Annotated in this window: 13 protein-coding genes; 4 read left to right on the forward strand and 9 right to left on the reverse strand. The window is 70.3% G+C overall.

All coding sequences use genetic code 11. The features are described 5' to 3' along the window. The coding region (locus AADR41_RS36210) for a TerD family protein (protein ID WP_342286225.1) at window positions 1–617 on the reverse strand (617 nt) is incomplete at its 3' end. 256 nt (window positions 618–873) lie between these two features. Here AADR41_RS36210 and AADR41_RS36215 point away from each other — a divergent pair. Beyond that, entirely contained in the window at window positions 874–2697 is a 1824-nt protein-coding gene (locus tag AADR41_RS36215) for a choice-of-anchor A family protein (protein WP_342286226.1), read from the forward strand. 123 nt (window positions 2698–2820) lie between these two features. Then, window positions 2821–3489, forward strand: a complete 669-nt coding sequence (locus AADR41_RS36220) for a L,D-transpeptidase (RefSeq protein WP_342286243.1) — start codon at window positions 2821–2823, stop codon at window positions 3487–3489. Between the two features lie 33 nt (window positions 3490–3522). Here AADR41_RS36220 and AADR41_RS36225 read toward each other — a convergent pair whose 3' ends face one another. Further along, window positions 3523–4146 carry a TetR/AcrR family transcriptional regulator gene (locus AADR41_RS36225; protein WP_342286228.1) on the reverse strand — a complete coding sequence of 208 codons (624 nt, stop codon included), beginning with the start codon at window positions 4144–4146 and terminating at the stop codon, window positions 3523–3525. Between the two features lie 113 nt (window positions 4147–4259). Between AADR41_RS36225 and AADR41_RS36230 the strand changes: the two genes are divergently transcribed. Beyond that, window positions 4260–5504, forward strand: coding sequence for an NADH:flavin oxidoreductase/NADH oxidase family protein (locus tag AADR41_RS36230; protein ID WP_342286230.1), 1245 nt, complete (start codon window positions 4260–4262; stop codon window positions 5502–5504). Window positions 5505–5569: 65 nt separating this feature from the next. Here AADR41_RS36230 and AADR41_RS36235 read toward each other — a convergent pair whose 3' ends face one another. From AADR41_RS36235 to AADR41_RS36255, 5 genes are all read right to left on the reverse strand, one after another. Next, on the reverse strand, window positions 5570–6544 hold the full coding sequence (locus tag AADR41_RS36235; protein WP_342286231.1) for an alpha/beta hydrolase: 975 nt from the start codon (window positions 6542–6544) through the stop codon (window positions 5570–5572). A 163-nt stretch (window positions 6545–6707) separates the two neighbouring features. Beyond that, the gene (locus tag AADR41_RS36240) at window positions 6708–7082 is read right to left on the reverse strand and encodes a nuclear transport factor 2 family protein (protein WP_342286233.1); all 375 of its coding nucleotides are present in this window, start codon (window positions 7080–7082) and stop codon (window positions 6708–6710) included. A gap of 82 nt (window positions 7083–7164) precedes the next feature. Beyond that, complete coding sequence (gene car / locus AADR41_RS36245) at window positions 7165–10566, reverse strand: carboxylic acid reductase (protein WP_342286234.1); 3402 nt, start codon at window positions 10564–10566, stop codon at window positions 7165–7167. 195 nt (window positions 10567–10761) lie between these two features. Next, the gene (locus tag AADR41_RS36250; protein ID WP_342286235.1) at window positions 10762–11958 is read right to left on the reverse strand and encodes a cytochrome P450; all 1197 of its coding nucleotides are present in this window, start codon (window positions 11956–11958) and stop codon (window positions 10762–10764) included. A gap of 65 nt (window positions 11959–12023) precedes the next feature. Then, window positions 12024–12809, reverse strand: a complete 786-nt coding sequence (locus AADR41_RS36255; RefSeq protein WP_342286236.1) for an SDR family oxidoreductase — start codon at window positions 12807–12809, stop codon at window positions 12024–12026. 277 nt (window positions 12810–13086) lie between these two features. On the opposite strand from AADR41_RS36255, the gene AADR41_RS36260 reads away from it, so the two are divergent. Further along, a complete protein-coding gene (locus AADR41_RS36260; RefSeq protein ID WP_342286238.1) occupies window positions 13087–14175 on the forward strand; it encodes an NADH:flavin oxidoreductase in 1089 nt (362 codons plus the stop codon). Between the two features lie 90 nt (window positions 14176–14265). Here the strand turns inward: AADR41_RS36260 and AADR41_RS36265 are convergent, their stop codons facing one another. Both AADR41_RS36265 and AADR41_RS36270 read right to left on the reverse strand, forming a co-directional pair. Next, window positions 14266–15192, reverse strand: coding sequence for a LysR family transcriptional regulator (locus AADR41_RS36265; RefSeq protein WP_342286239.1), 927 nt, complete (start codon window positions 15190–15192; stop codon window positions 14266–14268). Beyond that, a partial coding sequence (locus tag AADR41_RS36270) for an alpha/beta fold hydrolase (RefSeq protein WP_342286241.1) occupies window positions 15189–16454 on the reverse strand: 1266 nt, incomplete at its 5' end. The genes AADR41_RS36270 and AADR41_RS36265, both read right to left, overlap by 4 nt.

The following is a 16454-nucleotide window of genomic DNA, read 5'->3' on the forward strand; positions in this document are numbered from 1 at the left end:
ACCGGCGGCCGGTGGTCGGTCCGCGCTGCGCCGGGCGGCTGTTGAGGAGTTCGGGGTTGGTGATACGGCTGAGCCGGCTGGGCCTGCTGCGGTTCGTCGACGGAAATCCCGAAGTCGGTCGCGAGCCCTTCGAGGCCGGTGCCGTATCCCTGGCCCACGGCACGGAATTTCCAGGCGCCCTGGCGCCGGTAGAGCTCCCCCAGGATGAACGCGGTCTCGACCGTCGCGTCCGCGCTGTCGAAGCGGGCGATCTCCCTTCCGTTCGCCGCGTCCGTGATCCGTACGTAGAGTCCGGTCACCCGGCCGAACGTGCCGCCGTCCGCGGAGGCCGCCAGAACCACCCGGTCGATGCCCGGCTCGACGCGCGCCAGGTCGACCGCGAGGTTGTCCGTCGTCCCGTCACCGGCGGTGCGCTTGCCCTCGTGACGCACCGCGCCGGAAGCGTGCGAGGGCTGGTTGTAGAAGACGAAGTCGGCGTCACTGCGCACCTTTCCCGACGGCACGAGAAGGAGCGCCGAGCCGTCCACGTCCGGTGTCCCCGGGGCGGTGCGCCACCCCAGTTCGACCCGCACGGCCTGAGCCGCCACCGGAACATTGGCCCCTTTTTGCATGGTCATGCTCGCCCCCATCGCGAGTCCGGCTGCCCGAAAACTTTTCCCGGCCAACCTAATCCCCCGGACCGTCGCAGGAGTCACGGACGTCCGGTCCGGTCCGGACGATCCGCCGGGCGCCCCGGATCCCCCGCGGCGACGGGCCCGTCGGGCCTGATCCGAACGAGGGGTCCTAGCCTGTTCGAGTGCTTGGGGCATCCCTTTGTGGCAGCACGGTTCGCAATCCACTCCGAAATGCGAATCCCTGAAAAGAATGCCCGACATGAGATCAATGACTCGGCGTCTCTCCACGCTGCGCTCGCGCGCCGGCGCCACCAGGACCTCCTGCGCCGTGCTCGCCATGGCCGTGCCCGTGCTCACATTCGGACTGCCCGCCACGCCCGCCGTCGCCGCCCCCCCTGCCCGGCGGGCTCGGGCCCTGCGTTCCCGGCAGCTGCCCGGATCCCTTCCCGGGATCCACAACGGCCCGATCGCCGGGCGGGACGACGCGATCAACGTATTCGTCGGGAACGACTTCCTGGTACGCGGGCGAGCCGCCGAGGCCGAGGGCCGCGTCGTCGTGCTCGACGAGTTCGACCAGAACAAGGACCCGTCCGCCAGCGGTCTGTACAACCTGGGCATCGCCGGTGTCGGCTCCCGGGTGGTCCCTCCGGTCGACTCCGACTTCCTGACCGTCGGCGGCAGCGTGAGCATCGCCGCCGGGCAGACCCTGGAAACGACCGGCGGCCTGCTGGGCGAGCGGGGCATCGTCCGGTACGCGGGCACGCAGACCGGCACCGTGCGCGGCGAGTTGATCCAGGACGACGACGCCGTCGAGCCGTACGCCGGGCTGCGTGACGAGCTGACGGACGCCAGCCGCTGCTACGCCCGCGTCGGCGGCCGCCCGCGCACTGCGACGGGCACGGCCGTGAACCAGGGAACCCGGACCCTGTTCACCGGTGACGGGACGTCGGCCCTCCAGGTCTTCGACGTCGACTTCGACATGGTCGGCCCGCGCGGCGCGCAGCAGGGCATCGTCTTCGCCGGCATTCCGGACGACGCGACCATCCTGGTCAACGTCGTCGGGACGGACCGGGTGCTGAACACGTACAGCGGTGGCATCTCCGACGCCACGGACCCGCTGAACGCCTACCGTGACCGGCTGCTGTGGAACTTCCCCGACGCCACGACGGTCGACCTCCGGGGAACCGGTCAGTTCCAGGGCAGCTTCCTGATGGGCGAGCAGTCCTCGATGACCCATGTGCAACTGCCCGGCATCAACGGCCGCTTCTTCACCACCGGGTCCTTGACGCACACCAGTTCCGCGACGGGCAGCGGCGGCCAGGAGTTCCATGCCTACCCCTTCAACGGCGACCTGCCGGACTGCGGCGGACCGCAGCCGAGGACCGGTGAGGTCCGGGTGCTGAAGACCGACGCGGACACCGGCGCTCCGCTCGCCGGGGCCGACTTCGAACTCTGGCGCGAGACCAACGAAACCCCCGGCCTCCAGACCGGCGGCACCGAACCCGACACCCGGGTCAGCACCTGCACCACTCAGGCCGACGGCATCTGCGCCGCCACGACCGTGACCGGCACCTACTACTGGCGCGAGACCGCCGCCCCCGACGGCTACGACCTGCCCGATCCCGGCGTCTTCGGCCCTCTCGTCCTCAGCGAGGAGAACGCCGACACCGGGGTCCAGGCCGAGGCGCGGAACACCACCACGTCCGAGCCGCCCGGCACCGGTCGGATCGACCTGGTGAAGAAGGACCGCAAGAACGGGGAGCCGCTGGCCGGCGCCGTCTTCGAGCTCTGGCGCGAGACCAACGACACCCCCGGCCTCCAGACCGGCGGCACCGAGCCCGACACCCGGGTCGACGACTGCTCCACCGCCGAGAACGGCGGTTGCTCCTTCGACGACCTGCCGCTCGGCGCGTACTACCTGCGCGAGACCGCCGTGCCGGAGGGCTACGTCCTGCCCGCGAACCCGGTCTCCGGGCCGTACGAGGTGACGGCGGAGAACAGCACCACAGGGGTGACGGCAACGATCGAGAACACCCGCGGTGAGCCCTGCAAGGGCAAGACCTGCAAGGCCCGGGGCGCATAGCCCGTCCGGTCACCGGTTCGGTCGTCCACGTATGGCGTCCGAACCGGTGGACTGGTGCACTGGCTGGACCCCGCACGCACCGCCAGGAGGTCATCCGTGCACCCAGTTCGCCTCGCCAGTGCAATGACCGCCGCAGCCGCCGCGGCGGTGCTCTGCTCGGCCCCTGCCACCGTCGCCGCTCCCCGCGGCGCGGACGGAGCGTGCACCGCTCCCACCGGCCCCTATCAGCGCCCCCTGGAGAAGCACCTCGGCCGCCCCGTGGACGGCCGCCAGTCCGCGGCCGACTGCGCGGCGATCCGCGCGTTCCAGCGCGAGCACGAGGTCGCGCGCACCGACGGGTTCGCCGACCTCGGCACCTACCGCACGATGGTCGCCGTCGAGGCGGCCCCCGATCCGAACGCCGCGGGTCACTGCCCGACCCGTTCGTACCGGGTCACCTGCACCGACATGGACCGGCAGCTCCTTTGGGTACAGACCGGAGACCGGGTGGAGTTCGGCCCGGTCCCCATCCGCACCGGCCGCGACGCGCAGGAGACACGGCCCGGTTGGCATTCGATCTACTGGCGCGACAAGGACCATGTCTCGACCCTCTACGACGACGCGCCCATGCCGTACTCCCAGTTCTTCGACGGCGGCCAGGCACTGCACGGGCACCCGGGGGACCTGTACGACGGCGGCGGCTCGGCCGGGTGCGTCAACCTGAAGGTGGACGACGCGGCGGCCCTGTGGGACCTCCTGAACATCGACGATCGCGTCTACGTGTGGGGTACCAAGCCGGGTACGGCGGACTGAGGCGCGCCGCGTCCCCGTACCGGCACGACCCCGTTACGCCTCTGCCCGCACGTGCGGTGCGGCCGTCGTCGGTGACAGCGCCGCGGAGGCGGTGAACAGCGCGTGGACGGCGGCGCGCACCTGGCCGGCCACCACCTCGGGAGTGGAGGTGTCGAACTTGCCGTCGAGGTGCAGGAACGCCAGGCCGTGGACCAGGGCCCACACCGTGGTGGACAGAGCGTCGGGATCGGCGCCGGGGAAGGTGCCGCGGACGATGCGGCGGACGTACTCGGAGATGGCGGTGGTCGCGCCGGCCCGTTCCTCGCTGTCCGGATCGCAGGGCTCCGCGAACATCACCCGGAACAGCGCGGGACGCTCCAGCGCGAAACGTACGTAGGCGACCGCGACCGCCGCGAGCTCGTCGGGCGTCGCCGGCGAGGGATGAGCCTCGGCCAGGTGGTCGGCGAGTTCGCGGTAGCCCTGCGCGGCCACCGCCGAGACGAGCGCGTCACGGTCCGCGAAGTGGCGGTAGGGAGCGGTCGCCGAGACACCGGCCCGCCGTGCCACCGCCCGCAGCGACAGGCCGGCGCTGCCGTCCTCCTCCAGCAGCTCCCGCGCGGCGCGCAGACAGGCGGCGCGCAGATCGCCGTGGTGGTACGAGCCGCTCTCCTGCGACATGGTTCACACTCCCTCATGTTTACATCGCTCACATTGCCGCCCTAATGTGAACACCGCATACATCGTAAGCGATGGTGACCGGGATCGAGATTGTGATCGAGAGAGGAACCCCGATGAGCAGTGAGCTGTTCTCGCCGCTGTCCCTGCGCTCCGGGCAGGTGCTGGACAACCGGATCGCCAAGGCGGCCATGGAGGAGAACATGGCCGCCGGCGGCCAGCTTCCCGACGAGGAGTTGTTCGGCCTGTACCGGCGTTGGGCGGCAGGCGGCACCGGACTGCTGATCACCGGCAACGTCATGGTCCACGCCGAGGCGCTGACCGGCCCGGGCGGCGTGGTGCTCGACGCCGCCGCCCCACTGGAGCCGTTCGCCGAGTGGGCCAGGGCCGGGAAGTCCGGCGGCGGGTCGGTCTGGATGCAGATCAACCACCCCGGCCGGCAGATCGGATCCGACATGCCCGGCGTCGTGTGGGGCCCTTCCGCGGTCGCCGTCGACCTGGGCAGGCACAGCGGCCGGTTCGGCCGCCCCGTCGCCATGACGCCCGAGCAGATCCGGGCCACCGTGACCCGGTACGCGGTCACCGCCCGGCGCGCCGAGCAGGCCGGATTCGACGGGGTGGAGATCCACGCCGCGCACGGCTATCTGCTGTCGCAGTTCCTCTCCCCCCTCGTCAACCGGCGCACCGACGAGTGGGGCGGCTCCCTGGAGAACCGGGCCCGGATGCTGCTGGACATCGTCCGCGCCGTCCGCGCCGCGGTCTCCCCGTCCTTCGCCGTCGCGGTCAAGCTCAACTCCGCCGACTTCCAGCGCGGCGGATTCGACGCCGACGACGCACGCCAGGTGATCGGGATGCTCGCTCCGCTCGGTGTCGACCTGGTCGAGCTCTCCGGCGGCAGCTACGAGAGCCCGGCGATGTCCGGACGCCCGGCCGACGAGCGCACCCGGGCCCGTGAGGCGTACTTCCTCGACCTGGCGAAGGACCTGGTCAGGAGCAGCCCCCTGCCGCTGATGCTCACCGGGGGCATCACCCGGCGCGAGACCGCCGAGAAGGTCCTCGACAGCGGGGTGGCGGTCATCGGAATGGGCACCGCCCTCGCCGTCACCCCGGACCTGCCCGAGCTCTGGCGGACCGGCCGCGAGGCCGACCGGCGGTTGCGGCCCGTGACCTGGTCGGACAAGGCGCTCGCCTCGGCCGCGGGCATGGCCCAGGTACGCCACCAGATGCGCCGGATCGCCCGCGGCAGCCGCCCCACGCCCGGCACCCACCCGGCGATCGCCCTCCTCGCCGAACAGTGCAGGCAGCGCGGGGCCCTGCGTCGCTACCGGACCTGGCTGAACTCGGCGGGACGCGCCGCGTAGCGGGCCGCCGCAGGCTCCCCGGGTACTCACCCGCACGTCTTTTCCGCGGCGATGTCCCCGCCGGTTCAGCCGTCGTGCAGTGCCGACCCCAGGAAGTCGATGGCGATCTTGCGGGCGATGTCGGCGGCCCTGGTGTCGCGCAGGCTGTCCAGGAGCAGGAAGTCGTGGACCATGCCCGCCACCCGGACCGCGGTGACGTCGACGCCCGCCTCGCGGAGCCTGTTGGCGTACTGCTCCCCCTCGTCGCGCAGCACGTCCGCCTCGTCGGTGATGACCAGGGTGGGCGGCAGTCCCCGGAGCTGTTCCAGGGACGCCCGGAGCGGGGAGGCATACACCTCGGCGCGCTGGGCGGGGTCGGTGGTGTAGGCGTCCCAGAACCACTTCATGCCGTCGCGGGTGAGGTAGTGGCCCTCGGCGAACTGCTGGTAGGACGAGGTGCTGAAGTCCGCGTCGGTCACCGGGTAGAGCAGGACCTCGGCCTTGAGGTCGATCCCGCCGCGCTCCTTGTTCATCAGCGCGAACACCGTCGACATGCAGCCACCGACCGAGTCGCCGGTGACGGCGATCCGCGAGGTGTCCATGCCGTGCTCCCCGCCGTGCTTCACGACCCACTGGCCCACGGCGTAGTTCTGCTCCACCTGGGTGGGGTACTTGGCCTCCGGCGCCCGGTCGTAGACGGGGAAGACACCCGCCGCGCCCGCCCCGACGGTGAGTTCCCGGAAGAGGCGGTCGTGGGTCTTGTCGTCGCCGAAGACCCAGCCTGCGCCGTGGATGAAGAACAACACCGGCAACGGGCCGCTCACGCCCTTCGGGCGGATGATGCGGGTGCGGACCGTCCCCCACTCACCGGTGTCGACCTCGACCCACTCCTCGTCGACCTCCGGGCGGGGCACACCGGTGCCGTTCTGCAGGCCGGCGAGAATGGCGCGGCCCTGTTCCGGCGGGACCTCGTAGATCCGGGGATGCGGGTCCGTGGCCTCGGCCAGCTCCTTCGCGGCGGGTTCGAGCCAGGGGGTGAGGGGAGGCGGGATCTCGGTCATGGGCTTTCCTCGGGTCGGGCACACGGGTGCGTCGTCGCGCGGCCTGCTCGGCCGCCGCTGGTGACGGCTGTTCGAGGCGGAGATCGCCCATGTCCATGTTTGGGGCCCCGGCCGCAGGTCGCAACCGGCGCCGCCTGCCGGACGACGGGTGCGGGAGGGCGGATCAAGGCGTCTTGGCCGTCGGGACCTCGTAGATGTACTCCTCGATCCGGTCGATGAGGCCGTCCTCCTCGAACCGGAAGCAGACCGTGGCGTGGATCCTGCTCTCGGACCCGTCGGCCGCACTCAGGTGAAGCACCTGCTGCTGGAGGACCTCGCTCGTATTCCGGAACTGGCGGATCACGTCGTACCGCAGCGTATCGACGTCAGCGGCGAAGTCCTCGAAGCGCCGCAGCGTCGCATCGATCGTCCGCGCCCCCTGACCGTCGTTCTGCCACACGGTGGCGCCGCCGGTGCACATCGCCCGGCAACCGGCGAAGTCGTACGCCTCCAGACAGCGCAGAAACGAAATCGCCTGCTCGCCGATGTCCTGTCCCATATCGAGTTCCCGTCCGCCGTCTCTCGTTGAATGTGCGGCCGCCGGTGGGCCGTTGCGCCGTTCGAAGGCCTGGGCACAGCTCTCAGAGCAGTTCGAGCCGGCGCAGGTCAGTGACGTACTTGGTGATGAGGGCCGCCGACAGATGGGGGATGTCCTGGCCGGTGCCGACCTTCGCGGCGTGCACGGCGGCATGGAACCGGTCCGCGGGTATCGCCGAACCGGCGACGGCCTCCCCGGGCTGCGCGAAGGCGTGCAACAGGGGCAGCAGCGAGTGCTGACGCTGCCTCTCCGGCAGGGCGCGGAGCGCCGCCGTGATGCGGGTGAGCCATGCGTCGTAGCCGTCGATCCGCCGGATCGGGTGGCCTGCCTCGATGAGCCAGTCGACGAAGGTGTCCAGCGAGATGCCGTCGTCGTGCGGGTTCAGCACGTTGAAGGTCCGGTAGCCGTCGGTGGCCCGCGCGCCGAGTGCGGTGACGGCCTCCGCGGTGAAGTCGACCGGCAGACCGTCGTAGTGCGCGCGGTCACCGGTCCGGTAGAACGAGGCCGGCGCGATGCCCGTGGCGAGCAGGCTCAGCAGCAGGCGGGTGAACAGGTCGGGGACGTTCAGCTGCCCCCGGTAGCTGCTGTGCGCGAGGATCATGTCCGACCGGAAGACGGTGACCGGCAGGCCGCACAGGTCGTGTGCCTCCCGGAGCAGCACCTCCCCGGCCCATTTGCTGGTCGCGTACCCGTTGGCATAGACCTGGTCGATCCGCCGCACCGGGCCGGCGCCGCGGATGTCGGCGTCCTCTCCGACAGCCGGCATCCCGGCTCCGGCCTCCACGGCGGCGGTCGACACATAGGTGACGGGCTTGATCCGGGCGGTGAGCGCCAGCCTGATCAGCTCTGCCGTGCCGACGACGTTGGGGCCGAACAATTGCCGGTACGGCAGTACGTGGTTGACCAGGGCAGCCGGGTGGACGATCAGGTCCACGGTGTCGGCCAGGCCGTTCCACGTGTCCTCGTCCAGGCCCAGGTGCGGCTCGCCGATGTCGCCCGCGAGTACCTCCAGGGTGCCTTCGGCCAGATCCCGGTACCGCCGGAGCAGTTCCGCGTCACCGCTGTCGAATGCCTCCTCGAGCCGCTTCGCAGCGCCGGCCGCGCCGCTCGCGCGTACGACGCAGATCAGCTTGCCGCCCGAGGGCGCCAGCCGCTCCAGCCATTCCAGGCACAGGAACCGGCCGAGGTACCCGTTGGCGCCGGTCAGCAGGACGGCCTGCACGGCACCACGGGGTCGGGGCAGCGTCGGCGCGGCGGCGAGCGTCCGCGCGCCGATGAACTTGTCCAGGGTGAGGTCACCGGCGCGGACTTCGGTGCTGTGCTCGCCGTGCACGGAAACGAATGTGGGCCGCTCAGCCCCGATCTCGCGCTCCGCCTCCAGGTATCTCGCCAGCCGGGCCAGATCGTTGGCCGGGCTGATGACCACCCCGACCGGAAGCTCGATGTGGAAGATCTCCTTCATGAGGAGCGAGAAGGACAGCGCGGTCAGGGAGTCCCCGCCCAGGTCCGTGAAGTGCGCGTCGGCGCGAAGAGCGGTGTCCGGACAGCCCAGCATTGCCTGGACGGCCCCGGTGACCGTCTCCAGCACCGGCCGGTCCGCAGCGGCTCGACGCAGCTCGCGCACCTCCCTGACCTGGCCCTCGGCGATCTCGTCGTACAGCCGGTCGAGCGCCTGCCCGTAGCGCTCCTTGAGCCTGGGGCGCAGCAGTTTGTGGCTCTCGGACAGCAGGCCGTTCTCCGGGCTGAAGGGTTCGGTCTCGATCAGGAAGTCACGCGGGATCTCGTACGAGCTGAGCTCGGCCTCCCGGGCCACCTGCTGGAGCGCCTCGCCGAGCAGCGGCTTGAGCGAACCGGACCCTTCCCTGCCGTCGGTCCGGGCGCCGGGCGCGGGCACCACCACCGCGAGCAGATAGGCGCGTTCGCTGTTGCCGTACACATAGATCTGCCGGATGAGGGGGCTGCCGGCGAATACGGTCTCCAGGCGGGAGACGGCGACGAACTCGCCCTGGGACAGCTTCAGGGTGTCCTTGGTGCGGTCGACGTAGACCAACCGGTCGGGGCCGAGCTCGGCCATGACGTCGCCGGTCCGGTAGTAGCCGTCCTCGTCGAAGATCTCGGCGGTGACCTCGGGCCGCTTGTAGTAGCCGGGAATGATGCTTTCCGTCCTGAGCAGCAGTTCCCCGCGCGGATGCGGTAGGTCGGTGCGGAAATAGCCCAGCTCCGGGACGTCGGCCAGCTTGTAGTCGATCACGGGCGGGCGTTGCACCACCGTGTCGAGCAGGACTCCGCCGGCCTCCGTGGAACCGTAACCGGTGTACAGGTGGAGGTTCAGGCAGGACTCCACGAAGGCCGCGACCTCCGCGGACAGCGGGGCGGTCCCGCAGAACGCCTTGGCGACGCGTCCGCCCAGGAAGTTCTCGCGCAGGTCCGTCATGACCGCTGTCTCGACGTCACCCGGCTCGCCGGCTCTGCGGCCCAGTTCGCTTTGGTACTGCTGGAACAGCATGTCGCACAGGCGCGGGACCATGGTCAGCTCGGTGGGACGGATCAGCGCGATGTCCTCGAACAGGGTGGACAGGTCGCTCCTGGCGGTGAAGTAGCCGACACCGCCCCGCACGAGCGAGCCCATCAGGGCGTAGCGGCCCGCGAGATGGCTCTGCGGCAGGTAGAGGATGCTGACCGGGGGTCCGTCCGCCGCCCCGTAGCTGAATCCGTACCACGCGGTGCCGACCAGCCGCTGGGTGTACATGGCCCCCTTGGGGGTTCCGGTGCTGCCGGACGTGTAGATGAGCAGGGCCAGCGGATCGTCTCCCGCCTCGGCAGTGAACAGTGGGGCGGGCGGCAGGCCCGCTCCGCGTTCGATCAGCGTGGCCAGTGAGTCGATGACCACCGGGCGGCCGGCTTCGGCCAGGCGGCGCCGGGCGGACTCGAAGGCGGTTCGCTGGCCGGTGACTTCGGGACGGTAGTCGAAGACGATCACGTGCTGGATCGAGCTTTCCCCGGCCACGGCTTCGACGGCGGTGTCCAGTCGCTCGATGCTGGTGGCGAGGGCGCGCGGCTCCGTCTCCGCGATGATCGGCATCAGCTGGGACAGCGGCGCACTGGACTGCAGAGGCACGGCCACGACACCGGAGTGGATGCACGCGAGGTCGAGCGTCGCGTAGTCGGTGCTGGCGAAGCCGAGGACGCAGATCCGGTCGCCCGCGCTCAGCGGATGCCGCGGGTCGTGGTGCCATGTGCCGGCCACCGCGCGGACTCTCGCCCACAGTTCGCGGTAGCTGATGGTGTCGAACCTGGGGAGCAGCCGCGCTGTCGAGGCTTCCTCGGCGCGTTCACCGAGCGCCGGCCGGTCCCCGTATCCCTCCAGTACGGCCGCCATGACCTCGGCGAGTCCCTTGTCCGGGTCATGCACTGCCGCGGTGACCGCCTCCAGTGGCTCGGTCATGATCAGGCCTCCCTCGGCGTCCCGGTGATGCCGGCGCGTCCTGGCTGTGGACGTCGCCGGGCCCTTGATTAGGTGTGTCGGCCGGCCATGGAATCAGCACGTCAACGCGCGCAGCGGCCCGCGGTGACGTGCGCGCGGTGTGGCTTCGGCCGTGCCGGTGTTCGCGGTGCGCGTGCCGGCGAGCGTGTGCGGGCCTCACCAGCTGACCGGCAGCGCATCCACCCCGCGGATCAGCCGGTCGGTACGCCAGGAGATCTGGTCGACCGGCACGGCGAGGTGCAGGCCGGGCAGTCGGCGGAGCAGTGATTCGAGCACGACTCGCAGCTCCATCCTGGCCAGCTGTGCGCCGAGGCAGTGGTGCACGCCGTGGCCGAAGGTGACGTGCGGAACGTTCCCCCGGTGGAAGTCGATCTCCTCCGGGTGGTCGAACACTTCGGGATCCCGGTTGGCGATCCCCAGCTCGGCGACCACCGCGTCGCCCGCGCGAATGGTCTGCCCGCTCAGTTCCACGTCCTCGGTGGCGATGCGGGTGAAGCCGGCGGACGCGCTGATCGGGATGATCCGGGAGAGTTCCTCGACCGCGTCGGGCACCAGTGCGGGGTCGGCGACGAGTTTCTGCCAGAGATCGGGTCTGGTCAGCAGCGTGTAGACGAAGTTGCCGAGCTGGTTGGCGGTGGCCTCCTGGCCTGCGGAGAGCAGGCTGACGCCGAGACTGACCAGTTCCTCGTCCAGAAGCCGGTCCTCCTCGTCCGCCACATTGGCCAGCTCGCCGAGGAGGTCGTCGGTGGGGCTGGTGCGGCGGAGCGCGACCAGGCCGGCGAGGTAGTCGTTGAGGTGTCCCCGGGCCTCCATGGACTGCGCCGGATCGGACAGCATCAGCAAGCCGTCGACCCAGACGTTGAAACGGTCGCGGTCGGCGACGGGCACGCCGAGCAGTTCGCAGATGACCGTGATCGGCAGCGGCCAGGTCAGCGTCTGGGTCAGGTCGGCGGGCCCACCTGCGGCGATCATGGTGTCGAGCAGCCCGTTCACGATGTGCTGGACGCGCGGGCGGAGCGCTTCGACACGGCGTACGGTGAACGAATTGGCCACCCGGCGCCGCAGTCGGCTGTGTTCCGGCGGATCCATGCTCAGCATGGAGGTGCTGGGCAGACCGGTGGCGACCGTGCGGGGGATGTCCTCGCCCACGGCGGCGGCGCGGCTGAACCGGGGATCGGCCAGGACCGCCCTGACGTCCGCGTGCCGTGTGACCAGCCAGGCGTCGCCGCCGTAGGGCAGACTCACCCGCAGCACCGGCTGTTCGCCGCAGATCTCGGCCAGCTTCGGATCCACTTCGAGTCGTTCGACCGGGCCGAACGGGTAGGCCCGTACCCCTTCCCCTGTGGCGGTCATCGCGTCGGTCCTTTCAGTCCTGGCAGATGGTTGCCTGCGCATACGTGGTCGCTGGTGAAGGGGGTTCAGGACAGGGCCGCGCTGCGCCCGCCGTCGATGACGAGAGTGCTGCCGGTGATCCACGCGGCGCGTTCGGAGACCAGGAAGCCGACCGCCTCCGCGATGTCGTCGGACTGGCCGATGCGCCCGAGGGGAATTTCCTCGGACCAGTCCACGGAATCGTTTCCGAGGTAATCCACGATCTTTTCGCGCGCCTCGTCCGCCCCTGGTGTCATGACGTTCCCGAGAGAGAGGGCGACCACCCGGATTCCTTGCGGCGCCAATTCGGCCGCGAGCCCCTTGTTGTACGTCTCCAGGGCGGACTTGGCAGCTGCGTAGTGCAGGATCATCGGATAGGAAGCGATGGTGGCAATGGACGACACATGTACGACGACTCCACCGCCGCTCTCCCGCATGGACGGCACAAGTGCGGAATTGAGGCGGACAGCGGCGAGGAAATTGATATCCACCGTGTACTGCCAGTCCTTCTCGATGTCCAGCGCACTCTGAAAGTTTCGGCAGCCGCCTGCGTTATTGACGACGATGTCCACTCCGCCGAGATTTTCCAGAGCGATATCCGCGAACTCTCGCACTCCGTCGGGCGTACTGAGGTCTGCTCTGACGAATTTGGCTGCGGACGGAGTCTGTTCGGTGGGGTTGCGGGCAGAGGTCACGACGGTGGCGCCGGCGTCGAGTAATTTCTGTACGATCGCGGCGCCAATACCGCGACTGCCGCCGGTCACCACGGCCCGCTTGCCTTCCAGCTCACCGGCGAACTTTTCTGTCTTTTCGGTGAAGCGATCTCGGCTCACTCCGGGTTCCGCCCCCTCCCTGCTTCAACAGGCCGGTCCGCGCAATTGATCGACAAGGGAGGCGATCGTGGTGACGCGGAATCACGATGACCACTATCAACGGCCCCTCCGATGCGGTCAAACTGATTATCTCGATGCACTGGATCGCATAATTCGATGCACGCCGGAATGACCTCCGAAAGCTGGACACCGCTATCGACAGGGTCGATAATCATGCGCTACCGGTGTGCGGCAGAAACAATTCCGTGTGAGCAGTGCCGACAAATCTGGAGGAAAAATGGCCACCCTGGACCAGCCGTTCACCCTGGGCGATCTCACGGTCCCCAACCGGATCGTGATGGCCCCGATGACCAGGATGCAGTCCGCCGGCGGCGTGCCGGGCCCGGACGTGGCGGAGTACTACGCCCGCCGGGCGGCGCACCAGGTCGGACTGATCATCACCGAGGGCACCTACATCAACCGGGCCGCCGCCGCCGCGTACGACAACGTGCCCCGCTTCTACGGCGAGGAGCCGCTCGCCGGCTGGGCCCACGTGGTGCGGCGGGTACACCAGGCCGGTGGCAGGATCATTCCCCAGCTGTGGCACACCGGGGCCGCGCGCTTCGGGACGCAACCGCCTGCGGAGGGGCCGTCCGGGCTCGGACTGGACGGCACGCCGGCCGGTCGTGCCATGACCCGGCAAGACATCGACGAAACGGTGGCGGCCTTCGCGGAGGCCGCCGCGGCCGCGGAGCGGCTCGGATTCGACGGTGTGGAGCTGCACGGCGCGCACGGCTACCTGATCGACGACTTCTTGTGGCGCGGCACCAACCGGCGTACCGACCGCTACGGCGGAAACCCGGCCTCCCGCGCCCGTTTCGGCGCCGAGATCGTGCAGGCGATCCGCGCGGCCGTCGGTCCGGGCTTCCCGGTTCTCTTCCGGCTCTCCCAGTGGAAGGTCAACCACTACGAGGCCCGCATCGCGGAGAACCCGGACGAGCTGGCGCAGTTGCTGGCGCCGCTGACCGAGGCAGGTGTCGACGCGTTCCACGCCTCCACCCGCCGCTACTGGCTGCCGGAGTTCGACGGCAGTCCGCTCAATCTGGCAGGCTGGGTGCGCAAGCTCAGCGGCCGGGCCGCGGTGACGGTCGGCTCCGTCGGCCTGGACCAGCAGTACGGTGTGGGCGAGTTCGCCCAGGGCTTCACCGAGCGGGCCGGCCTGACCGGCATCGAGGAGCTGGTGGACCGCCTGGAGCGCGACGAGTTCGACCTGGTCGCCGTTGGCAGGACGCTGCTGGCCAACCCGGACTGGGCGGCGAAGGCACTGCGCGGTGAGCTGGCCCGGACCGTCCCCTACGACCCGGCCGTCCTCAAGACCCTGGTCTGACGGCGGCACCGCCGCTGCGGGTGCGCGGGGGATCTCCGGCGGTGGGCCGGCAGCCCAGGAGCCGCCGGCCACACCGTGGAACGTTCCGCGTCACACAATCGCATTCACTTCGCCGCTGACCGAAACCGCGGAGCCCAGCACGTCCAGGAAGGCTCTGCCGCGGCTGCTGAGGTGCAGATCGGGCATCATGGCCACGCCGAGGGCCGAGCCGGGCGCCTCTCCGGCGATCTCGACCGATCGGACCCTCCCGCCGTCCAGAGTCCGCGCATGGGCCGCGCGTTGATACATCAGGGCGAACCCCGAGCCCGCGGCCACCAGTGCGCGCACCGTCTCAAGACTCGTCGTCGTGATCACTTGCGGCATGGGCACGCCCGCAGCGGCGAACATCGTCTCGAAATGGCGGAGAACGGCCGGGACGTCCAGGGTGACGAGCGGCCGGGCGGCCAGCTCGGCCAAACCGATCGAGCCGGTCATGCCCATGGGGTCGTCGTCCGCCAACAGGGCATGGACGGGCAGCTCGGCCAGAGGGTGGAACCTGGCACCGCCCGACAGGAAATCGTACGTCACGGCCAATTCGCACCGTCCGTCCCGCAGCAGCTCCAGCAGCCGCTCCGATGCCTCATGTACGTTCAGCCGCAGGGCCGGGTACCGCTCCGCGGTCATCCTGTGGACCAGGGGCAGCAGGAAGGGCGCGATCGAGAAGAAGATCCCGACGTCCAGCCGGCCGGCGGTGCGGCCTGCCAGGGCGTCGCCCTGAGCCTTGAGGTTCCTGGCCTGCCCCAGCAACGCGCGCGCCTCCCGGAGCAGGTGGTGGCCGCTCGGGGTCAGGGTGACACCGCGGGCGTGATGACGGAGCAGCAACTGCACACCGAGCTGGCGTTCCAGCTTCATCACGGCGGAGGAGACCGTCGACTGCGACGCGCACAGTCTCTCCGCCGCCTCCGATATGTTGCCGAGCTCCGCGGATACGACGAAGTACCGCAACTGCGTCAGGCTGAAGCCCAGGCGATCGCTCATCGCACACCCCCGGAGAAACCCTGACGCGCGGACTGTTCCCGCCCGGGGGCGCATCGTTCGCGGAGCCATTCGTGGACGGCGAGTGCGGTCGGCTCCGCGTACTCCTCAAGCATGGAGAAGTGGTCCCCCGCCACCTTCGTCCGTACGTGTTCCAGTGGCCAGTCGGCGCGCGCCTCGTCGCCGAGCAGGTCGAGCAGGGTCCTGTCCTCCGCGGCGCCCACCAGGAGGGTCGGGGTGGTCACCGGCAGGGGGCGCCAGCCTTCGAGCAACTGCGCGTACCACGCCATCGCCGTGAGCTGGTCGTCGACGACGGGCAGTTGGGGGAACCGGTCCATCAGCCGTCGTGTGAGCACCGACATTCCCCGGACCATGGCGGTTCCGGCCGACCGTAGCGTGTCGAGCAGTACCAGAGCGGCGGGCGGAGCACCGGCCGTCTCCAGCCGTCGTACCAGCTCGTGGGCGACCCATCCGCCGGAGGAGTAGGCGGCGAGTGCGAACGGCCGGCCCTCGAACCGCCGGATCAGTGTTCCCGCCAGCCGGTCCGCGGCCGCTTCCAGGTCCGCCGGAAGCGGCTCACCGGTGCCGTATCCGGGGATGGAGACCGTCCGCACCTGGCGGCGGCCGCGGAGTGCGGCCGCGAACTTCACGTACTGGTGGGCCCCTGTGGGGGCGATGAGGGAGGGGAGGCAGACCAGGGCCGGTTCCTGATCACCGTCCGACAGCCGCAGGGTCTCCGGCTCCGGACCGGCTGCGGTCGCGGAGGTCGGCCGGAGCCGGGCGGCGATCGAGAGCAGGTCACCGGCCTGCTGCGGGGTGCCGGTCCGTACCGCCGTACGGAAGAGTGCGGCAATGGGCTGTGCCGGTGCCGTGGCGGGCGTCGCGGACGGCTCCAACGGCCGGAGCCCGGTGTCGGGGGCGGGCGTCGCCGCCGGCGCGGGGCTCAGCCGAGCCAGCAGGGCGTCCACCCGAGGGCCGCCGGCCGCCATGAAGTGGTCGGTGAGTTCCTCGACGGACTCGGCGTCGAAGAGCAGGGTGGACGGAACCTCTCCGAGGTCCTCGCGCAGCGCGGTGGTGAGCTGAAGGACGAGGATGGAGTCCATCCCGTAGTCACTGAGCGGGGCGGAGAGCTCGATCTTGTCGGGCGGAATGCCGAGGGTCCGCGCGGCCCGGTCCCTGAGGTATCCGGCCATGGTGCCGGCCCGGCTCTCCGTGCCGGTGCCGGACGCAGCGGCTGTCCCGTCGGCCGGGGGCCGTGCCGGGGC

It is taken from the genome of Streptomyces sp. CLV115 (genome assembly GCF_038448545.1).
Classification (GTDB): Bacteria; Actinomycetota; Actinomycetes; order Streptomycetales; family Streptomycetaceae; genus Streptomyces; species Streptomyces sanglieri.